The 21,111-nt window shown below is 69.1% G+C and carries 17 protein-coding genes; 6 read left to right on the top strand and 11 right to left on the bottom strand.

The genetic code is table 11. The annotated features are described in order from the left end of the window. Window positions 1-146: 146 nt before the first annotated feature. Window positions 147-2,102: a serine/threonine-protein kinase gene (locus IEZ21_RS30120; RefSeq protein ID WP_189325020.1), complete on the bottom strand. Its 1,956-nt coding sequence runs from the start codon at window positions 2,100-2,102 to the stop codon at window positions 147-149. A 558-nt stretch (window positions 2,103-2,660) separates the two neighbouring features. Between IEZ21_RS30120 and IEZ21_RS30115 the strand changes: the two genes are divergently transcribed. After that, a complete protein-coding gene (locus IEZ21_RS30115; protein ID WP_189325019.1) occupies window positions 2,661-3,707 on the top strand; it encodes a hypothetical protein in 1,047 nt (348 codons plus the stop codon). 199 nt (window positions 3,708-3,906) lie between these two features. Continuing rightward, a complete protein-coding gene (locus IEZ21_RS30110; RefSeq protein WP_189325018.1) occupies window positions 3,907-4,722 on the top strand; it encodes an SAM-dependent methyltransferase in 816 nt (271 codons plus the stop codon). 45 nt (window positions 4,723-4,767) lie between these two features. Here the strand turns inward: IEZ21_RS30110 and IEZ21_RS30105 are convergent, their stop codons facing one another. The 10 genes from IEZ21_RS30105 to IEZ21_RS30060 all read right to left on the bottom strand — a co-directional run bounded on the left by IEZ21_RS30105 (window position 4,768) and on the right by IEZ21_RS30060 (window position 16,716). Further along, window positions 4,768-5,682 carry a pectate lyase family protein gene (locus IEZ21_RS30105; protein ID WP_246568268.1) on the bottom strand — a complete coding sequence of 305 codons (915 nt, stop codon included), beginning with the start codon at window positions 5,680-5,682 and terminating at the stop codon, window positions 4,768-4,770. Window positions 5,683-6,153: 471 nt separating this feature from the next. After that, a complete protein-coding gene (gene sthA, locus IEZ21_RS30100; protein ID WP_189325016.1) occupies window positions 6,154-7,557 on the bottom strand; it encodes a Si-specific NAD(P)(+) transhydrogenase in 1,404 nt (467 codons plus the stop codon). Between the two features lie 143 nt (window positions 7,558-7,700). Further along, window positions 7,701-10,502 (bottom strand): SpoIIE family protein phosphatase, encoded by a 2,802-nt coding sequence (locus IEZ21_RS30095; RefSeq protein WP_189325015.1) that lies wholly within the window; start codon window positions 10,500-10,502, stop codon window positions 7,701-7,703. Between the two features lie 147 nt (window positions 10,503-10,649). After that, entirely contained in the window at window positions 10,650-11,474 is an 825-nt protein-coding gene (locus IEZ21_RS30090) for an SCO2400 family protein (RefSeq protein ID WP_444544978.1), read from the bottom strand. Continuing rightward, window positions 11,384-12,115, bottom strand: a complete 732-nt coding sequence (locus IEZ21_RS47880; RefSeq protein WP_373302335.1) for a hypothetical protein — start codon at window positions 12,113-12,115, stop codon at window positions 11,384-11,386. The genes IEZ21_RS30090 and IEZ21_RS47880 overlap by 91 nt, the downstream gene beginning before the upstream one ends. Continuing rightward, the gene (locus tag IEZ21_RS48925; RefSeq protein WP_373302334.1) at window positions 12,003-13,118 is read right to left on the bottom strand and encodes an ISL3 family transposase; all 1,116 of its coding nucleotides are present in this window, start codon (window positions 13,116-13,118) and stop codon (window positions 12,003-12,005) included. Before IEZ21_RS48925 ends, IEZ21_RS47880 begins: the two co-directional genes overlap by 113 nt. A gap of 113 nt (window positions 13,119-13,231) precedes the next feature. After that, window positions 13,232-13,603, bottom strand: coding sequence for an alpha/beta fold hydrolase (locus tag IEZ21_RS30075; protein ID WP_189325013.1), 372 nt, complete (start codon window positions 13,601-13,603; stop codon window positions 13,232-13,234). A 775-nt stretch (window positions 13,604-14,378) separates the two neighbouring features. Further along, window positions 14,379-14,693, bottom strand: coding sequence for a Ku family protein (locus tag IEZ21_RS30070; RefSeq protein ID WP_189325012.1), 315 nt, complete (start codon window positions 14,691-14,693; stop codon window positions 14,379-14,381). A 201-nt stretch (window positions 14,694-14,894) separates the two neighbouring features. Beyond that, entirely contained in the window at window positions 14,895-15,566 is a 672-nt protein-coding gene (locus tag IEZ21_RS30065) for a response regulator (protein WP_189325011.1), read from the bottom strand. Then, a complete protein-coding gene (locus IEZ21_RS30060; protein WP_189325010.1) occupies window positions 15,541-16,716 on the bottom strand; it encodes a sensor histidine kinase in 1,176 nt (391 codons plus the stop codon). The genes IEZ21_RS30065 and IEZ21_RS30060 overlap by 26 nt, the downstream gene beginning before the upstream one ends. A 203-nt stretch (window positions 16,717-16,919) precedes the next feature. Here IEZ21_RS30060 and IEZ21_RS30055 point away from each other — a divergent pair, with 203 nt between their 5' ends. From IEZ21_RS30055 to IEZ21_RS30040, 4 genes are all read left to right on the top strand, one after another. After that, on the top strand, window positions 16,920-17,135 hold the full coding sequence (locus tag IEZ21_RS30055; RefSeq protein WP_189325009.1) for a hypothetical protein: 216 nt from the start codon (window positions 16,920-16,922) through the stop codon (window positions 17,133-17,135). Between the two features lie 5 nt (window positions 17,136-17,140). Next, window positions 17,141-19,324 carry an MMPL family transporter gene (locus IEZ21_RS30050; RefSeq protein ID WP_189325008.1) on the top strand — a complete coding sequence of 728 codons (2,184 nt, stop codon included), beginning with the start codon at window positions 17,141-17,143 and terminating at the stop codon, window positions 19,322-19,324. A 655-nt stretch (window positions 19,325-19,979) separates the two neighbouring features. Then, window positions 19,980-20,513 carry an SMI1/KNR4 family protein gene (locus IEZ21_RS30045; RefSeq protein ID WP_189325007.1) on the top strand — a complete coding sequence of 178 codons (534 nt, stop codon included), beginning with the start codon at window positions 19,980-19,982 and terminating at the stop codon, window positions 20,511-20,513. Between the two features lie 206 nt (window positions 20,514-20,719). Continuing rightward, window positions 20,720-21,111: GNAT family N-acetyltransferase (locus IEZ21_RS30040; protein ID WP_189325006.1), on the top strand; the 392-nt coding region annotated here is incomplete at its 3' end.

Below are 21,111 nucleotides of genomic sequence, written 5' to 3'. Positions count from 1 at the left end.
GCTCCTTGCCTTGTGTCTGGCGTTGCCGACGGCTCTCGGGTGCGGCAACGCATTGCGACATTAACATATAGCGATTCCTGCATGCGCTCGTCGGATGCACCCGTCGGATGCGCCGCAGTCGACCGCTGCCCCGATCCTCCGGGACGTCAGCGTCGAGGCAGCTTGGCGGCGGCGGACCTGGCAAGGGCGGTGGCCATCGAGCGGAGTTCGGCGGTGGGAAGCTTGCCGTCGACCCGCAGGCGGAGCATCTCGGCGGCTGTTTCGGCGTTCGCGCCGCTGTACTGGCGGTACTCGACGAAGACCGAGCAGGTGTCGTCCTCGGCTTCGACGACGGCGTCGTAGCCGCTGAGCCGGATGGAATCGCCGTCCGCCGCGGTCTTGGGCTGATCGCGGATGAAGCTCACCTCCGTCTCCAGATCGTCGACGTCGCTGGACCACTCGCAGCCCCATTTCGCGACATCGATGTCCGCCGGCGCGTCGGCTTTGATGCCGGGGACGACGGACGACAGTGCCTTGGCGTCGAGCAGATCGCAGGCGTTCGACCAGGCCAGCGAGTCTTTCGGGTAGTTCTCGGGACGTCGGGGGACCGGTCCCTGGTTCAGCACGTCGGCCGCGCTCTGGGCGGCCGAGTCGGCGACCGCGCACAGCGTCGCGGCGCCGCCGGTCACGGTGCCGTCACCCACGTTGACGCGGATCCCGACGAGAATGCCGTCGGCCGATCTCTCAGGCACCAGCTTCAGCTCGCACTCGTCGTCCGCCGGCTCCTCCTCCATGATGCCGATGCTTCCGATGGTTCTGTCGGGTTGCGACGACTCGGGACGTGAGCCCGGCCGGAGGTCCAGCGACACGTCGATACGGTTCTCGCCGCCGGTGTGGACGAGCACGTCACAGCGGTCGAAGTTCCCGTAATCCACGTCCACTTGGGCCTCGCCGAAGCGTCCGAGGCCGCGGGCAGTGGTGTCGGTCAGGGTGCACAGGTCGGCGGTGCGGGGATCGCCGATCAGGGACTGCCCTGAGACCTTTCCTGAGCCGCTCGAGGCGTCGTCCGTGGGACGGCTCTGGCCGGCCTGGTCGGTGGCATGCGTGTCGCCGCCCTCGTCATCGGGGAGTAAGACAAGTCCCAGGACCAGGGCGGCACTGACGCCGAGGGCCGCGGCGAGCAGTGGCAGGCGCCGCCGCCCGCTCCCGGTCGGCTTGTCCTCAAGGGTCCGCTCGCCGGCATCCTGTTCGGACCCGGCGACGGCCGCCAGGAGCCGCTTGACCTCGGTCGCTTCGGGGCGTTGCCGTGGATCACGCTGGAGCATGGCGGTCAGTACGGGATACAGCGGCCCCACGGCCTCGGCGTCCATCTCGACGACGCCCCGCTCGGCCTTCCAGTGCGTCAGGCGCTCGGTGTCCTGGCCGTCGACCTCTTCCTGCCCGTGCTCATCGTCCCCGTCGGACGCGTTGCCGCGCGGCGGCGAACCGGTGACCAGCGCATAGAGCGTGGCGCCCAGGCAGAACACGTCCGAGGCCGGCCGGGGGATGTTCCCCCGGGCCAGCTCGGGGGCGGCGTAGGCCGGAGTGAAGCTGGACGGGCCGTTGGCCGTGACGGTTTCGGTGCCGCCGGCCCGGTGGGCGGCGCCGAAGTCCAGCAGCTTCGCGGTGCCGCGCCCGGTGAGGCCGATGTTGGCGGGCTTGATGTCGCAGTGCACGATGCCCGCCTGGTGCAGGGCGGCGAGTGCGTCGGCGAGCTGGGCACCGATGCGGGCCGCCCGCTGGGGAGACATCGGCGGCTCCCGGTCCAGGCCGCCGCCAGGCACGTACTCCATGATGAACCAGTACGTGTCCTCCCCGTCCCCGCTCCCCTCCCCGTCTTCCGGCACGGTCACGACGTCGAACAGGGTCACGACGTGGGGATGATCGCGGAACTTGGCCATGGCGCGCGGCTCGCCCAGCAGCCGACGTACCGCGGTCTCGCGGTCGCCCTCGATCCGCTCCGGTTTCAGCGCGACGTCCTGCCCGACCACCTTGTCGTGGGCCAGCCACACATCACCGCTCCGCCCTGCGCCGATGACCTCCTTGAGGACATAGCGGCCGGCGAACTCGTCTCCACGACGCACGGTTCTCCCCTCATCTCGATCCAGAACGCGCGCGGCCCCCTGGCCGCGCGCGTTCTGATCCCGAACCTACTGCGTACCGGCGGGGTTACGCAGGGTCTCCCCCGACCCTCCATCAGGCGCCCTTATGTGTAGAGGCGGTGAGGTCGATGGTGCCCGAGGTGACTGTGCCCCATGAAAGGGCGTCAGAAGCTGACGCAGCACTTCACGCCCGGGAAAGGGGCGAGAATTCGCCACCGACGCCTTCTCCTTTTCGTACGCGTATCCCCCTCTTCTCCCTGCGCACGCGGACCGCCGACGCCGCTGTCACCGCACCGGCGCCGCGACGACGGCGCCGCCGTCACCCGTACGGAGTAATCCGGCAGGTGTGGCACGGCGTGCGATGTCCGCACCAGGCGGGCCACCGAGCCGTGTGGTGCCACCCCGCCGAATGCCGCTCGCCGGGCGTTCGCGGTGGGAGTCTCGCAGGATGGTTCCGATTGCCGGCCGTAGAAGGCCGACGAGCAGCCGTTTCCCGCGTGCGGCGGACAGCCGCCCGACCCCCCACTCAGGGAGTAGCACATGGCAGTGATGACACAGGCGCTGGCACCGGCGCTGGAAGATGCCCGGCAGACCCATGCCGCAGTCGCCGACCGGTTCCGGGCGGATGTGACGGTCACGCCTCCAGGTCCGTACCGCCAGATGCTGGAGCGCCAGGTCGCCGAGGTCCTGGACAGCCTTCAGCGGATCGAGCATCACGTACGCGAAACGCGTCGGCGCAGTCTGCTCGGCAGCACGGTCGACATGGCGGCGCTCGTCTCCCGCAGCGCTCTGCGTACGGCCATGCTGCCGCTGACGATCGGCTCGTCGCTCCTGACCGGGCTGCTGCGCGGTCCGGCCGATGAGCGGCGGCTGCTGAAGAACGCCGAGAACGAGTTCACAGCCGCGGCCCGGGCGCTGGCCGCGTCCCGGGCCGGGGAGAGCATCGCCGAAGAGATCCAGGACCAGGCCGCCGCCGACCTGCTCGGTTCGCTGCGCCGCCTGGACCAGGAGCTGCTGCAGACGCTGGAGGACAGCGTCGCCGCGCACGCGCGGGCCGTGGCAGCCGCGGGCAACGGCTTCGGCCCGCAGCACGACGGCAGCGTGCGAGAGGAGCTCATGCACGTGGTGCGGACGACTGTCGGCCGGCTACGGGATGCCGTCCAGACCGGCGGCCGGCAGACCAGGTCCGCGGCCGAGGGCGTGGTCCGCGAGATGCCGGGGGTGACCCGGATGGCCGAGGAGGTACAGGGCGCGGTGATGCGGGAGGAGGACCTGCCGATCGCCGGGTACGGCCGGCTCGGCCTCGACGAGATCAAGAAGCGGCTGCGCCCAATGCCACAGTCCGACCTGACGGTGATCGAGGGCTACGAGCGGGCCCACGCGAACCGGGACGCGGTCCTGGACGCGATCGAGAAACTGCGCGGCAACGAACCGTGGCCCGGCTACGACGCCATGGACCCCAGCCAGATCATGGCCGAGCTGCAGAACGTTTCCCTGGGCATGGCCCGCCAGGTGGCGGAGTACGAGCAGCGCCACCGCCGACGCGAGCCGGTCATCTCCGCCGCCCAGTCACGCGTCCCCCGGTAACTCCCCGACGGACGCCGACAACGGACCGCCTCCTGCCTCGCCGGCAGGAGGCGGTCATGCGGGGTGACGCGCTCGGTACGGCGACGGGTGTCCTGGTACTCACGCCTCTCGAACCCGGCAAAGTGCCGGTGGAACGCGGGCAGTTGACTCTACGTTGGATGCCCAAGGCCAACGACGTTCCCCAGAAGGAGGCTGAACGGTGACGCAGGACTCGTCCGCCCCCGACACCGCGGCGTCAGCGAAGATCGACTCAGCGGTGCCGCATTCGGCCCGGATCTGGAACTACTGGCTCGGCGGCAAGGACAACTACCCCGTCGACGAGGAAGCCGGTGACGCCTTCCGCGAGGTCTTCCCCGGCATCACCGACCTCGCCCGCGACTCACGGGCCTTCCTCGGCCGCGCCGTGCGCCACCTGGCCGGTGAGACCGGGATCCGCCAGTTCCTCGACATCGGCACGGGCCTGCCCACGGCGGACAACACCCATGAGATCGCCCAGCGGGTGGCCCCCGACGCCCGCATCGTCTACGTCGACAACGACCCCCTGGTCCTGGCCCACGCCCAGGCACTGCTGACCAGCACCCGCGAGGGAGTGACCGACTACATCGACGCGGACCTGTACGACCCGGGCGCCGTGCTGCGGGAAGCAGCCCGCACCCTCGACCTGTCGCAGCCGGTCGCACTCACACTGATGCAGGTCAGCGGGCACATCGCCGACTACGGCGAAGCGCGGTCCATCGTCAGCACACTCATGGCGGCGCTGCCCTCCGGCAGCTACTTCGCGTTCAACGACAGCGTGGACACCAACCAGGCCAACGCCGAAGCCACCCGCCTCTACAACGAGAGCGGCGCGGCCCCGTACCACCTGCGCAGTCCGCAGCAACTGGCGGGCTTCTTCGACGGCCTGGAGCTGCTGGAGCCCGGTGTCGTACCCATCACCGACTGGCGCCCCGACCCCACGACGGCCGGCACTGCCGGCGAGGTGATCGCCCTGGGCGGCGTCGCCCGAAAGCCCTGAAGCCGTACGTCCCCATGAAACGGCGCGGTGACGCTCCCGCTCCGTTCAGCGGTGGCGGGGGCCGGAGTGGTTCAGGACGTGCCACCGCACCGCGCCCGGCGACCTCAGCGAACGGTACGGGTAGACGTCGGCGGGCGCCCAGCCGGTGTCGGTCGTGAACCCGTCGGCCGCCTCGGCCGCCGCCGCGGCGTCGAGTCCGGCCGGGCGGCCGTTCAGCCAGGAACCCGTGTCCCTGAAGCGCGTACCCCCGTAGATCGCGACCACCAAGGCAGAGCTCGCGTCAGGGCCCTCGTACAGGAACACGTTCCTCTCGGAGACCATCGCGGACTCCACCCCGATGCCGAGCGCGTACCCGGTGTCCCCGCCCCGGCCCCGGTAGACGTTGTTGACCACGTGCACCTGCCCGAAGCGGACGCGCGGAGCGCGCTGCCCGATGTCGGTGAACAGGTTGCGGACGAAGGTGACCTTCAGATGCCCGCGGTCGCGGTCGCCCCGCCCGTCACCTGACCCGATGAGGACCGCCTTGTCGTGATCGGTGAACCGGCTGTCGGACACCGTGATGAAGTCCGAACCGTCCTCGATGTCCAGCAGCCCGTCATGCCGCTGCACCCGCTCGCCGTGGAAGCCGGGCGGTGCCGTGCGATCCGGGTAGCGGCCGTCGGTGAACGTGCAGTGGTCGATCCAGATGTTCCTGCCGGTGATCACCGCCAGGGCGTAGTCCTGCTCACCGAGCAGCGTGCCGTCGCCGGCCTCATGGCCGCTGATGTCTCCCTCGACCCGGATGACCTTGGGCGCGGTCGCCTCGCCGCGGTTGGCCAGCGCCTCCTTCAGCTCCGCACGCGTCGACACCGTCCACACCGACTCCGGCCCGGCGCCCGCGCCCCCGGTGGTGCCGCCGTTGACAAAAGCCCAGCCGACCGGGCCGGCGTCACGGGATCCGGAGGCGGTCGCGGGGCCCACCGGCAGCAGGGCACAGGCCAACAAGAGGGCTACGACAAGACTCCTGCATACGCGGCCCGCGGGTACGGCCGCGCGGACAGGACCCCACGAGCGTAATTGAATCCTCCCCCAGCTGAAACAGGGGGATTCCTGGCTCACGCTGCCTGCGGGTCAGCAACCCGATAGGTCTTCCACGATCAGCACCAGCCGGGTTGAAACCAGCCCGGGTTCGTACCGCAAAGCTTGGAGGTGCATGTGCTGTCTTGGCTCTCGATCAGCACGGCGTACGCGCTTGGTTCTCGCAACGCACGGCAGTCAGCTTACCCGACCGTGTGGGCGGTCTTTGGCCCTGAGGGCGAAACCTCGTTCCCTGCCCTGCTCCGCAGGAGTCCGATTCCTCCCCGGCCTGAAGACCGGGGCATCCTCGGAGGAATCAGGTGACTCGAATCGGACGCCGTCATCGACGCGATCTCCTCCTCATCAGTTCCTGAATCAATCCCTCAGCCGGTCGATCTGCCGGATCTTGTTCGTCGCATCCAGGGCGGCGACTTTGTAGGACTCCGCGAGGGTGGGGTAGTTGAACACCGCGTCGACCAGGTAGTCGACCGTGCCGCCGCAGCCCATCACGGACTGCCCGATATGGATCAGCTCGGTGGCCCCGGTGCCGAAGCAGTGCACGCCGAGGAGCCTGCGGTCCTCCGGCGAGACGAGCAGTTTGAGCATGCCGTGCGAGTCGCCGATGATCTGCCCCCGGGCCAGTTCGCGATAGCGGGAGATGCCGACCTCGTACGGCACGGAATCCTCGGTGAGCTGGTCCTCGGTCCGCCCGATGAAGCTGATCTCCGGGATGGTGTAGATGCCGATCGGCTGGAGGCCGTCCATCTGGTTCACCGGCTCGCCACAGGCGTGGTACGCCGCCGTACGCCCCTGCTCCATCGAGGTCGCGGCCAGCGCCGGGAAGCCGATGACGTCGCCGACGGCGTAGATGTGCGGCACCTCGGTGCGGTAGTGCTCGTCGACCTTGATCCGGCCGCGCCGGTCGGCGGACAGGCCGGCCTTGTCGAGTTCGAGGTCGTCGGTGAGGCCCTGGCGGCCCGCGGAGTACATCACGGCGTCCGCGGGTATCTTCTTGCCGCTCTCCAGGATGGTGAGCGTGCCCCGCGGATGACGTTCGACCGCGGCGACGGTCTCCCCGAACCGGAAGGTGACGGCCAGGTCCCGCAGCTGGTACTTCAGCGACTCGATCACCTCGACGTCGCAGAAGTCGAGCATCCCGGGCCGCTGCTCGACCACGGTGACCTTGCTGCCGAGAGCGGCGAACATGGAGGCGTACTCCATGCCGATCACTCCGGCACCGACGATGACCATGGAACGTGGCACCCGTTCCAGATTGAGGACGTTGTCCGAATCGATGATCGTCCGCTCGTCGAACTCGACGCTGGCGGGCCGGGCGGGGCGGGTGCCGGTGGCGATGACGATGTGCCCGGCGCTCAACAGCCGTTCGTGGCCGTTCACTTCGCGCAGCGCGACGGTGTGGTCGTCGACGAAGCGGCCGGTGCCGGCGAACAGGGAGACGTGGTTGCGGGAGAGCTGGCTGCGGATGACATCGACCTCGCGGCCCACCACATGCTGGGTGCGCGCAGTCAGGTCGGCGACGGTGATGTCCTCCTTGAGACGGTAGCTCTGGCCGTACAGATCACGCTGGGTGAGGCCGGTCAGATACAGGACCGCCTCACGCAGGGTCTTGGAGGGGATGGTCCCGGTGTGGATGGAGACTCCGCCGACCATGTTGGGGCGGTCGATGACGGCGACCCGGCGGCCGAGCTTGGCAGCGGCGATGGCGGCCTTCTGGCCGCCCGGACCGGATCCGATGACGAGTATGTCGAAGTCTGGCACCTGCGGAGTCTGACAGCTGAAGGGCCCCGCCCGGAAGGGTGGACAGCCATGTCCGGGACCAACTGCGGGTCCCTGCACTGAAATTGCCCCCGTTCACGGGGCGAACAACCGGCCCCGGACGCTCTGCGACCGGTTCCCGGCTCTCAGGGCAGCGGCTGTTCCGCCCAGATGATCTTGCCAGTGGGGGTGTAGTGGGTTCCCCAGCGTTCGGCGAGCTGCGCGACGAGGAACAGGCCGCGCCCGCCCTCGTCGGTGGTGGCCGCATAACGCAGATGGGGTGAGGTGCTGCTGCTGTCGAAGACTTCGCAGATCAGGCTCCGGTCGCGCAGCATACGGACACGGACGGGGCCGCTGCTGTAACGGATCGCGTTGGTGACCAGCTCGCTCAGTATCAGCTCCGTCGCGAACGCCAAGTCGTCCAGCCCCCACTGAGCGAGCTGCCGGGTGACTGATTCGCGTACGTCGGAAACGGCTGCCGGGTCGGAGGGTACCTGCCAGTCGGCGATCCGGTCCGCCGACAGCGCACTGGTACGGGCCACGAGCAAGGCGATGTCATCGCTCTGCCGAGCCGGAAGCATCGCGTCGAGTACGACCCGGCAGGTGTCCTCCGGCGACCTGTCGGCCCCGGCCAGCACGGTGCGCAGCAGCTCGAGCCCGATGTCGATGTCCCGTTCCCGGTCCTCGACAAGCCCGTCCGTGTACAGAACGAGACGGCTGCCCTCGGCCAGCTCGAGATCGGCCGTCTCGAACGGCAGGCCGCCGAGCCCCAGCGGGAGACCCGCCGGTACCTCGAGGAACTCGACGCTGCCGTCGGGCCGGATCAGTGCCGGCTGCGGGTGGCCTGCGCGGGCCACACTGCACTGCCGGGAGACCGGATCATAGATCGCGTACAGACAGGTGGCGCCGGTGATCACGGCACCGCTGTCCTCCGCTTCGTCTTGATCGATGCGACCCACCAACTCGTCGAGAAGCCCGAGGAGTTCATGGGGCGGCAGATCCAGGGCGGAGAAATTGTGCACCGCGGTACGCAACCGCCCCATCGTGGCCGCGGCGTGCAGACCGTGGCCGACGACATCGCCCACGACCAGTGCGACCCGGGCGCCGGGCAGCGGCAGCACATCGAACCAGTCCCCGCCCACCCCCGCCTGCGCGGGAAGATAGCGGTAGGCGACATCCAGCGCATTCTGCTCGGGCAGGTTGCGCGGCAGCAGACTTCGTTGCAGCGTCTCGGCCATCGTGTGCTCGCGGGTGTAGCGGCGCGCGTTGTCGATGGAGACCGCGGCCCGGGCGACCAGTTCCTCGGCCAGGGCCACCTCCTCCGTGTCGAAGGGCTCAGGCTTCTGAGAGCGCCAGAAGTTGGCCACGCCCAGCACCAGGCCTCCCACCCGCAGGGGGACCGTGATCAGCGAGTGGATTCCGTACGCGACGACCTGCTCGGTGCGTTCCAGATCCTGGGCCTGCCACCCGGGGGCGTCCTTGAGGTTCGGCTCGACGACAGCCTGGCCGGTGCTGAGGCTACGGGCCTGGGGTGAGGAAGCGACGAATCTGATGCGCTCGCCCACCGGGTACAGAGGGGCGTCCTCACGGATTCCGCTGAACGCTGTGCGGCGCAGATCGCTGACCTTGTTCGGCTCCTCCCCGTTCAGCACGGCGTCGGCCAGGTCCACGGTGGCGAAGTCCGCGAACCGCGGGACGGCCACCTCCGCCAGCTCTCCGGCGGTGCGAGCGACGTCCAGACCCGTGCCGATGCCGACCCCGGCGTCGTAGAGCAGTTTGAGGCGTTCACGTGCCATCTCGGCCCGTCCGGACAAGGCGCGCAGATCAGTCGTATCGCGGAGCGTCGCGACGCTTCCGGGTGGGCCCCCTTGACGGTCCGTGGGCCGCTGGTTGATCGCCAGCAGCCGGTCTCCGACCGGGTGCACCTCGTCCGTGGCGACGCGTCCCGAGGCCAGGAGCCCGGCGGTGTCCGCGTCAAGACCGAGTTCGAGAACCTGCCGGCCCTCGGCGTCGGCGGGCAGGCCGAGCAGCTGCCGGGCCTCGTCATTGGCGAGCACCAACCGCCCCGAACCGCTGACGATGATCACTCCCTCCCGGACGGCGTGCAGCACGGCGTCATGGTGCTCGTACATCCGGGTCATCTCGTACGGACCCAGACCACGGGTCTGGCGCAGCAGTCGTCTGCTCACCAGCGCTGTACCCGCCGTGGACAGGCCGAGTGCCGCGGCCGCGGCCGTGAGGAGGATCGGCAGCTGCCGATCCGCGACGCCACCCACATTGGCGGTCGTGATACCGGCCGACACCAGTCCCACGACCGATCCGTCGGGAGCCTTGACCGGAACCACGGCCTGCACCAGCGGCCCGATGGTTCCCTCGATCTCCTCGGTGATGGAACGGCCGGCCAGCGCGGGTTCCACGGTCCCGACGAACTTCTTGCCGATCCTGTCCGGTTTCGGGTGCGTATAGCGGGTCCCGTCGATGTTCATCACAACGATGAAGTCCACCTTTGACCGCACGCGTGCGGCTTCGGCACGCGGCTGGAGCACAGCCGTGGGGTCGGAACCACGCAATGCCTCGCGCAGACCCGGGGCATTGGCGAACGTCTCGGCAACGGCGAGCGAACGGTTGCGGGCTTCCTCTGTGCTGTCGTATCGCACTTGCAGCACCAGCGCCACCACCGCGGCCACGACCAGCATCAGCACGATCACGACCTGCAGTACGAAGACCTGCCCGGCGACGCTGCGCCCGCTCAACGCCGACCTGAACCTGTCGGCCGGCTTCCGCCGGGGCCCGTCCGCAGGCGGCCCTTGCTCTTCGCCAGGCCCGTGCGATACCTGCCGCGCTCGCTGCTCGTGTGTCCGGCGAGCACCGGAACGCCGGAGCCGTGCGCGCAGACCGTTGGCAGGGGAGGTCGACTGAGCCTGGGATCGACCCAAGTGGCGGAGCATGCGCCCATGTCTACACTCCACGATGCCAGGAGGCGAGGGTGTCACGCGCTGCGACAGCCGTGGCCTCGGTCACGCTGCTGAGGCCAGGTGGACTTGAGGCTCGGGCATGAGCTCTCCGAGGACGCAGGGGAGCGAGGTGCAGCGTGCTCAGCCAATGCACACCACGAGCAGACAGATCTCCGCCGGGGACGTCGCGGCCGGGGAGGGGCTGGGCTGGGTGGCCCCGGAGGACGTTCCCGAATCCGTGCCGTCGGCGGCCGGCGGCGGCTGCTCCGCTGTCCTGCCGGTGCCGCCCTGGTCCGTCTCGGGGGAGGTCGGTGAGTCGGTCTGCGGCTGCGCGACCGACGTCGCCGGCGCCGCCGGAGCCGGATTCGGTCGAGCAGGGGCTGCGGCGTCGGGCCGGGTGATCGTCCGCGTCGTGCGGCGCACGGGGGCGGGGGGTTCCTCACGCTGCAGGTCGGCCGCGGGATGTCGTACGGGGGGAGTCGTGCGCGAAGACCGGCGGGTATCGGGCTGGGTCGGTGCCGGAAGCGTGGGCAGTGCTTGCGGTTCCTCCAGGACGCCCTTGTAGGTGCCGTCCTTGTTCGTGTCGTCCGGAGCCGTTGCTTCCTGGGCTCGGTCGGTCGAGGGCCGGTCCAGCGCGGCGATAGTCAAGCCGCCCCCGACGAGTGCGACAGCGGCCGCGACCACGGCCCGGCGTTTGTTCTTCTTCCATCGTGCCAGCTGGCGACGCCGCGCTGCCCGCCCCTGTGGCGCGGCCTCCAGGCCACCGGAAGGGCCGGTGTGCGGGACCTCATCCGTGCCGTCGCCGCCCGCTGCCTCGTCACGAAGATCGCTACCGTGCCGCGTCCGGGAGGCCGTGAACCATTGCGACGTTACGGTCACCGCCGTTTCGGTCGTCGTCGGCAGGGCGCGACCTTCGACCGCTGGGGGAGCGATGTCCGGGGCGTACGCGCCGCACCCGGGACACACGAGGGCGCCGTTGAGATGCCGGTGACACGAGGAGCAATAGTCCATGTGCGGTCTTCCTGAGTTGACGTGCCGTCGACCCGCCGGGCTGCGGCCCGGGAAAGGTCGCACGCGAGATCGAGCGGCAGCAACGCTAACGGGGCTGCCGAAAGGCTGTGTGCAGCCCATGTGGCACTCCTGCACAGATTCTCCGGAAGGCGCGTGCGCGGTGTGTGGTCGGGGCCGGGTGGTTGGCGGGGCCTTGCTGGATTGCGTGGTTTGAGGGGGGTGTTCCGGTGCCGGCGGGCTGCTTTGCGTGCATGCTGGTGCCGGCCGGCGCGGTGGTTGCGGGGGCTCTGACCCGGGATCCGGCTTCTGACACGTACCCGGCTTCCGGCGTGCACGCGGCGTCGCGGTGCGGGCGGCGGCCCGGCTGGTCCAGGGATTCGTGTCGAGCACTGCCCGGTACGGCCGACGGACAGGCGGACGCCGAACTCCGTTGCCAGAGTGGCGAATTGCTGGCTGGTGTACTGCCACGGTCCGAGTGAAAGATCACCGGTCCGGGTGGGACGACGCTGTCGGCAGGCCGCCGTGAGGGCGTCGGCGACCAGATCGGTTCGCAGGTGATCGGCCGTCGCCCAGCCGATGACCCGGCGGGAGGCGATGTCGATGACGGCGGCCGGATCGAGCCAGCCCCCTCGGTCGGGACATAGTAGGGCTTGTAGGGGTCCAGTCTGCTGGGCCGGGGGGCGGTTTTCGCGGAGGGTGTCCTGCCAGTGCGCGGCGCGCGCGTAGCGCAGCACGGTGTTGAGGCCCCAGCCCAGGTGGCGGGCGATCGCCCGGCGCGAGTGGCCCTGCGCGAGCAGCTCGTGGACCAGGGCATGCGCAGCCTTCTTGCGCTGAGCCCGTCTGCCGACCGGCTCCCGGTCGGCAGGCTCCGAGCCGTCCGGCGGAGTGTCGGCGCTCGCCAGCTTGAGCGGTGCCGGTGCTCGTAAGCACTCCCGGTGAGCGGCGAACGCAGGTCTCCACGGCCCGGCCGAGGCCCTGCCACAGGTGAAACCGGTCGGCGACCTGGAGGGCATCGGGGGCGCCGAGCCGGGCGCCCTCGGCATAGGCGCCCGCCCGGTCCCGGCAGATGATCTCCACGCCCGGGTGGCTGGTCAGCCATGCGGCCGGCGGCCGCGCTTCGCGCGTCGGGAGCACATCGACCACGCGATGGGTTTCTCCGCAGGTCAAGACGGTGGAGTAGGTCTGCCCCCGGCGGATCGCGAAGTCGTCCACACCCAGCACCCGCGGCGTGCTGAACTGCGGATCCGGCAGCGCCATGACCCTGCGCAACAAGGTCATCCGCCCTGCACCGAGACCCAGTTGGGCGGCCGGCCGGGCGCCGGCCCGTCCAGCCAGCGCGAGCCCGATGCGCTCCAGGGTGTGGTTGAGCCGAGTCGTGAACCGCGCGTACGGGGCGGTCAACCGGGTGAACGGCTCGGCGAACGTGCGGCGCGGGCAATCCGCCGCTCCGCAGATGAAACGCCGGACCGTCAACCAGATCACGACGCTCTGCTCACCGAGCGGGAGATCCTTCAACCTGCGCTGATAGCAGTCGTGCACCCGGTCCGAGAAGCGACCGCAGTCCGGACAGGCTGCCCCGGCCGCCCGGCCTCTCGCCACCACATCGACGGTGCCGAAGGCAGCGGTCACCGCCTCGACCAACGCGTTCGTCGGCCGGTAGACGGCACCGGGCTCCCCGCCGGCGTGCCACCCCTCGCTCTCGCCGTCCCTCCTCACCTGTCTGAGGGGAACCCGGCGGTGAGGTAGGCCAACAGCTGCCCCGGTGCGTCTTCCTGGAGGAGGTGGCCCGCGCCCTCGATCCAGTACAACTCGGCGTGCGGGATGCGCTCGTGCAGCCATTCGGCGTACTCCGGGGGGAGGATGCGGTCCTCGCGGCCCCAGATGAGGCGTATCGGAAGGGACATCCTGCCCAGCAGGTGCTCGTACGCGGCGGTGGTACGGGCGAGCGCTGGAGCGATGTCCCACCAGAGAAAGGAGGAATACGGGGTGCCGTGCACCAGCACGACCGGGTCTCCGCTGCCAAGACGCCTCCACCGCACCGTCCCGTCAGGCGTCTCGCACTCCTCGCCAAGTGTCCAGTTCACCCTTGGTCTCCTCTTCTGCGGCCTGACCAGCACCTTTCACCAGGAGCATCCCGACGCTGCCCTGCCTGGCAGATCTATACCCGGATCAGATCACGGGCATCGGTTGATCTCACCCTGCAGATTGGCAAGACCCCAGGTCACCGCCCACAGCCTCAGAACAGGCTCTGAGCTGTCCGCGCATCCGAGTGACATCGAAGCTCACCGACATTCACAGGCCCACTGGCCCTCGCATGGCATCCGAACTCATCGAGAAACGGCACTCGTTGAGAGCTTCGCAGCCAGTCAGCTGCTGCGCGTTGACCAACCCGTCGCCGTGCAGCAGCAGTTCACCGCGACATGGCCGGTATCGCCGTACAGCAGGGTCCGGCAGGCGGCTCTTCGCGACGCGGCACGGGCGCTGCAGGACGGCCGGTGGCAGATCCGGCAGCCGGACCTGGACGCGGCCGGCGTGCTCGGGGACCAGCTGTGGGTGCGGTTCCAGGACGTCCTGGAGGCCGAAGAGCCGGACCCGGTCGGGTACGGGCGCGCCTGGAGGCGGTGCCTGCAGAGTGCGCGGTCGCGCTGCAGGTTCCTGACCTCGCGGACCGGTTCGCCAAGCTGCTGCGGATGGTGCCCAGGCCCTGGCCGATGTGGAGCAGGACCAGGCCGTACGGCTGTTGGGCCAGTTCGGGATCCTCGTCCACGCGGTCGGCAACGGCCCGGATGTGCACTGGTGATCGTGGCCGGTCCGACCACCGGGCCGGCCGCGAGGCGGGGATGAGGACCTGGTGCCGTCCTACGCCCTGCGCCGGGGCTTCCTCAAGGAAGTCTTCTTGGCGGGCGACTTCTTCGCGGTCTTCGTGGCCGTGGTTTCCATCGCCGCCGTGGTCGGCGGTTCGTGGAAGTTCGCGTCGCTCTCGCCGCGTGCGGCCCGTGCCTTGTCCACGGACTGCTGCAGCGCGGCCATCAGGTCCATCAACTGGCCTGGCCTGGCTGCCGGTTCCGGGGCCTTCGGCGGCCGGTGCCCTTCCTGCTTGGCCTCGATGACCTCGCGCACGGCGTCGGTGTAGTGATCGGTGAGCTCCGGGCCTTCGAAGCTGTCGCGGCTCATGACTTCGATTGGGCCGCTCGCCAACCACGTGATCATCCGCCGACTACGGCGAATGATCACAATGTCCTTTGACAGCGAAGTCAGTCGTTCGCTCGGCGCTGACCTGCGACGACCAACTTGACTGGCAAGGGAGCTGGTGAGGCCCCTCCGGCCCAACAATGAATCCCCGGCTACCACAAGAATCTGGTGGTAGCCGGGGATTCAGTTCGTCAGCCAACCTGGGCTGACCATGCGGTACTCATAGGCCATGACCACGACTTGCGACCTGTCCCGAGCACCGAGTTTGGCCATGATGCGGCTGACGTGAGTCTTCGCGGTCAGAGGCGAGACCACCAGTCGTGCGGCGATTTCGTCGTTGGTGCATCCGGCGGCGATCAGCTGCATGACTTCACGTTCGCGGCTGGTCAGCGCGTCGAGGCGCTGGTCGGGCTCCCGGGGGTTGTCCGGCCGGCTGGCGAATTCGGCGATGAGCCGACGGGTGATGGAGGGGCTGATGAGCGCGTCGCCTCGCACGGCGACGCGCACCGCGTGCAGGAGTTCCGCCGGTTCGGTGTCCTTGACGAGGAAGCCCGTGGCGCCGGCTCGCAAGGCCCCGTACACGTACTCGTCGAGGTCGAAGGTCGTCAGCATGACCACCTTCACCGCCGCCAGTTCCTCGTCGGCGGTGATGCGACGGGCGGCTTCGAGTCCGTCCATGACTGGCATGCGGATGTCCATCAGCACCACGTCGGGCTGCAGTTCACGGCAGGCGGCGAGGGCGGCCTGCCCGTCGGCAGCCTCGGCGACCACGTGCAGGTCGTCCTCGTCGTCGAGGATGCCGCGGATCCCGGCGCGCACGAGGCGCTGGTCATCCGCCAGCAGGATCCTGATCATCAACTGCTCCGCCGATCGGCTCGTGGTGGTCTGAGAACGGTAGCTGGCCCCGGACGATGAACCCGCCCGCACGGCCGGGCTCGGCGCTCAGTGTTCCGCCCAGTGCGCGCGCCCGTTCCGTCATGCCCGCGATCCCGCTGCCGCCCCCGTACCCGGAACGGGTCGCACCTGGCCCGTCGTCCTGGACGCTGAGCGTCACTTCCCGGTCGCCGTGGTGGATCCGGACGATGACGTGCCGGGCGTCGCTGTGCTTGACGGCGTTGGTCAGTGATTCCTGGACGATGCGATAGGCGGCGAGGTCCACCGATGCCGGTAGCGGTGAGTGGGTTCCGCTCTGCTCGATGCGTACGTCCAGACCCGCCCGAGCGGCTGAGGAGACCAGCTCGTCGATCCTGGACAGGCCCGGCGACGGCGCGGTGGGAGCCTCGTCGTCGACCTGACGCAGTACGCCGAGGGTGGCGCGCAGTTCCTGCAGGCCCTCCTTGCTGCCCTGCTTGATGGCGGTCAGCGCTTCCTGCGCCTGGGTGGGGTCCTTCCGCAGCCGGTGCAGGGCGGACGACGCCTGCACGTGGATCATCGACATGTTGTGGCCGATCACGTCGTGCAGTTCACGGGCGATGCGCAACCGCTCCTGCGTGGCGCGCAGCCTCGCCTCCTCCTCGGCGTAGGCGACCCGGCCGTGGCGCATCGCCCCCAGCGCCACCACCGCGACCAGCCAGCCGGTCAGCATGAACACCGCTGTGCCGTTGACATCGCCGGTGCCAACCAGAACACCCGCCCCCACGCCGATGACCATCACCGCCGCCATGGCGACCGATGCCTGCGTCCGTCCCTGGGCCGCCAGCGCGTACAGCGCGGCGATCGGGATCACGACGAGCGGGCCGTCGACCGTGCTCAGCAGGTAGTAGACGCCTGTGCCGATCACCGTGAACCAGCCGACCGCCACCGGGTGGCGGCGGCGCAGAGGCAGCGCTGCACACACCGCCACCGCCAGGAGCCAGGAGCCGATCACCGATGTGGTCGCGTCCCAGTTCGAGCCCAGTCGCTGCCCCTCGGCTACCCCTGCCAGCACCAGCACGACCCCGGCGAGCGCCATGTCGGCACGTGGCCCTGTGGGCAGGCGGAGGCGCGTGGCATCGAGGTGCGGCATTGCTTCATTCTGCCTGCGGCACGACGAGGACTAGGGATTTATGTCCGTATTTGCGTCGAGGTTGTGTGCTGGAGAGGTACGCAGCAGCCGCGCCGTACATCGACTGGTGTACGGCGCGGACGTCGCTTCCTGCCGCTGGTGCAGGCCGACTGTCAGCCGTAGGCCGACGCCCGCGCCCGGGGTTCACGAGCACGATCGAGGGCATGTCGTCGTCTCTCACCCCCACCCGGATCAGTGCTGCCTTCGTCGGCGCACTCGTGGGTGCCGCTGCCGGAATTCTGCTGGTCACCGTCGCCGGAACGTTCTCGATCACGGTCAGTGGTGTGTTCGCCGGGCTGGCGCTTGGTGTACCCGCTCTTGCAGGAGCGGTCGTGGGCGTGGCGATGACCCCAGGCAACACTCGCTCGAATTCGAGGTAGGCATCATGTCTTCCCCCCGCGGCTCCGCCGCGTCCCTTGCCCCGCCTGCGCCACAGGGCGCCGCTTCCGCGCCCGTCGGACGGTTCGGTGCCCTGGCAGGCTGGGCGCAGCGTCATCGCTGGGCCGCCCTCCTGCTCTGGGTGGCCGTGGTGGCCGCCATCACGCTGGGCTCCACCGCTGCCGGCTCCGCGTACAAGAACGACTTCTCGCTGCCGGGCACCGATTCCCAGGCTGCCACCGACCTGTTCAAGAAGCACGGCAGTGACCAGGCGGGCGACAGCGTCGAGATCGTCTTCAAGGACACCGCCGGCATCAAGAGCGACCAGGACAGCCTCGAACCGATGCTGGCCAAGGTGAAGCACATGGCGGGGGTCGCCGACGTGCGCAGCCCTTTCGCCGATGCCTCAGCGGTGTCCAAGGACGGCACGATCGCTTACGCGTCCGTCACACTGGAGGGCAAGACAGAGGACGTCCCCAAGGAGGACGTCGCCAAGATCATCGACGTCGCGCAGAGCATCGCCACCGAGCACCTCCAGGTCGAGGTGGGCGGCGAGGCCGCGCGCAATGCGGAGGACAAGGCGGGACCGACCGCCGAACTCGCCGGGATCGTGGCCGCCCTGGTCATCCTGGTGCTGCTGTTCGGTTCACTGCTGGCGGCATCACTGCCGCTGATCACCGCACTGTTCGCGGTCGGCGGCGCCATTGGCCTGATCGCCCTGGCCTCGCACATCTTCACCGTCGCCGACTTCACCCCGCCCATCCTGATGCTCGTCGGCCTCGGCGTCGGCGTCGACTACGCGCTGCTGATCTTCTACCGCTACCGCCATGAACTCCTGGCCGGTGCCCAGCCCGCGGAGGCCGGCCGCAAGGCCCTCGACTCCGCCGGCCGCACGGTCTTCTTCGCAGGTTGCACGGTCATCGTCGCCCTGCTGGGCCTGGTCGCCCTCGGGCTCGGCTCGCTGCAGGGCATCGCCCTCGCGGTGGCCATCACCGTCCTGATCACCATGGCCGCCTCCCTGGTTCTGCTGCCTGCCCTGCTGGCGCTGTTCGGCAGGCGCATCCAACGCCATGTCCTCAAGCAGCAGGTCAAGACCACCGAGAAGGGCAAGACCGAAGGTAACCGCTGGCGCTCCATGGCACGTGCCGTGCAGCGACGCCCGATCCCGACCCTGCTGGTCGGCGTGATCGCGCTCCTGGCCCTGTCCGCACCGGCACTGGGCATGCGCCTGGGTTTCGCCGACTCGGGCAACGACCCGCAGGAGACCACGTCCCGCCACGCGTACGATCTGCTCGCCGAGGGCTTCGGCCCTGGCTTCAATGGTCCGCTCATCGTCCTGGTGAAGGGCGATCAGGAAGCCGGCAAGGCCGTCCAGGCAAAGCTCGCCACTACCGCCGGCGTGGCCGAGGCCAGCCCTGCGCTGCCCTCCGCGGACGGCGCTCTGTCCACCGTCTTCGTCTACCCGACGACCTCTCCGCAGGACGAGGGAACCGTGGACCTCGTGCACCATCTGCGCGACGACGTGGCCCCGCCCCTGGAGCACACCACTGGCGCCGAGGTGTTGGTCGGCGGTGCCACGGCCGCCTCCCAGGACGTCTCCGAGACACTCGCGGACCGGCTGCCCCTGTTCGTCGCCGTCGTCGTGGGCGTCTCCTCGCTCCTGCTCCTGCTGGTTTTCCGGTCGATCTGGATTCCCGTCAAGGCCGCCATCCTGAACCTGCTGTCCATCTCCGCCGCGCTGGGCGTGATCACCCTGGTGTTCCAGCACGGCTGGTTCGGAGCTCAGCCGGGGCCCATCGAAGCCTTCATCCCCGCGCTGATCTTCGCGATCGTCTTCGGGCTGTCCATGGACTACGAGGTTTTCCTCATTTCCCGCATCCACGAAGAATGGACGCGCACCAAAGACCCTTCGCAATCCGTACGCGAAGGGCTCGCTTCCACCGGCAAGGTCATCACCGCCGCCGCAGCCATCATGATGTTTGTCTTCGGGGCGTTCGTCCTCAGCTCCGACCGCATGCTCCAGCAGTTCGGACTTGGCCTGGCCGTCGCCATCCTGCTCGACGCCGTGGTCATCCGATGCCTCATCGTTCCCGCCGCCATGCAGATGCTCGGCAAGTGGGCCTGGTGGCTCCCTGCCCCGCTGGCCCGAAAACTGCCCAAGGTGTCCATCGAACGCCCTGAGCAGAACTGACCTCGCCTCGGCGCAGCTCGGATCACCACAAGCCCACGTCGCCTCCGCAGTGAGCGGCGGTGCCGGTGAGATCGCAGCGGCGCGGATCACGATGCACGCCGTGACCCGCGCCGCTGGAGGAACGCATTCCCTTCGCGGGTGGCCCGGTTGGAACGCGTCTCTCGCTGCCGCCGGGGGAGCCCGGCCGGCCAGGGCGAAAAGGTAGATCAAGCCGATCGTGACATCAGCGCCTGGCTGCAACGCATTGACCTTGAGGTCTCCGAAAGCGCTAGGCACCAGTCCGCTGACCTGGGCCGACTAGATTGAGGAGTCTGCTCGTGACGCCGTCCGGGATCGTGCGTATCTGATGTAGTGGCGGACGCTGTAGTAGGTGACCAAGTAGTCGTGGTGGTCCATGAGCTCTGTCCAGATCTGCCTTCCGTTGAGCTTTCTGCTGATCATGCTCTCAATCAGGTCGGCGAGTTCGCCTGTGACGGGGTCGGTCAGAGGTCCCGTCTCCGTGGTGGTCAGGCGTGGGATTTCCAGGGCGAAGCGGACGTCCCGGCAGCGGAGGTTGTAGCGCTTGGCGAGCGTGCGAACTTGTGCGCCTTTGAGGGCTCCACCGTTTGACCTTGGGCGGTGCCACCAAGACCTGACCAGTCGCTAGTCTCTTCGTGTGACGCCGAACGAAGACCGTCAGTTTCCCGCCGCGCTCGCCGCCGCTATGGCGGTCCGGCTCGACTGCATCGGCGAGGACGGTGTCGACTTCGAGCCCTTCGAGTCCTTCCTGACTGCCGATGAGACAACCGACTGGTTCCGAGCGTGGACGGGCAACGGCGAGCTGAACGGCGACGACTTCCGCGTGTTCGGCCAGGATGGCACCGGCGGATCCGCCGCATTCTGGCTGGTCCACCCAGGTCGAGCACTGGTCGAGCAGCCCATCATCTTTCTGGGCTCCGAAGGAGAGACCGGCGTCGTCGCCCGCAACCTAGGCGCCTTCCTGTGGCTGCTGGCCGACGGCTTCGGCCCGTGGGAAGCAGCCACCTCGTACGAGCCCGAGCCCGATTGGGCCCCACACGCCAATCGCGACCTGGCGGTTATCGCGGAGCAATTCGCTCCGGACCACCGCGCGCCGGCAGCTGCGGTGATCGAGCAGGCCGCACGAGAGTTCCCCGACTTCGACGACACCATCATGAAGCTTTGCCGCTGAACCCGATCACCTGAGGCCAAAGGTGAATCGGACCGGACCGCTTGAGACGCGGACCACATCGGCAGAGACGGGACAGCTTCCGACAGTCAGGGGGCCTGGATGGACGGCCCAGTGCCGTGTCCGGATAGGTTCACCGGTTGCCTCCCGATCGCTCCAAAGAGTCGCCGGGTACGCTCCTTCGGTCCTTGATCGAGAGGAGTTGCTCAGTGGCCCGGTTAAGTGGACCCGTTCTGCGCACCCAGAGGCTTGTGATGGAGCCGATCCGCCGCGGGGACAGCGACGATCTCTTTGAGGCCGTGGTCAGTCAGGACAGCGTCATGCGATGGCTGGCGACCGGCCGGGCGGACAGCCGAACCGCGGCCGAGGCCATGTGCGACGACCACGTCGCCCACTGGACCAGACACGGCTACGGCGACTTCGCGGTCAGGGACGCCGCAACGCACGCGTTTCTCGGCCGGGCGGGACTGCGCAATCGGGCTCAGCACGGGGTTGACCTCGGTTTCGCCCTGCACCCACGGGCCCAAGGCCGTGGCATCGCCGGCGAGGCCGGCCGCGCGTGCCTGGACCTGGCATTTCGCCGCCTCTCACTCCCCGCCGT

This window comes from Streptomyces flaveus (assembly GCF_014647675.1).
Lineage (GTDB): Bacteria > Actinomycetota > Actinomycetes > Streptomycetales > Streptomycetaceae > Streptomyces > Streptomyces flaveus.
The sequence above is the reverse complement of the archived record's forward strand: the minus strand, read 5'-3'. Positions and strand labels throughout refer to the sequence as shown.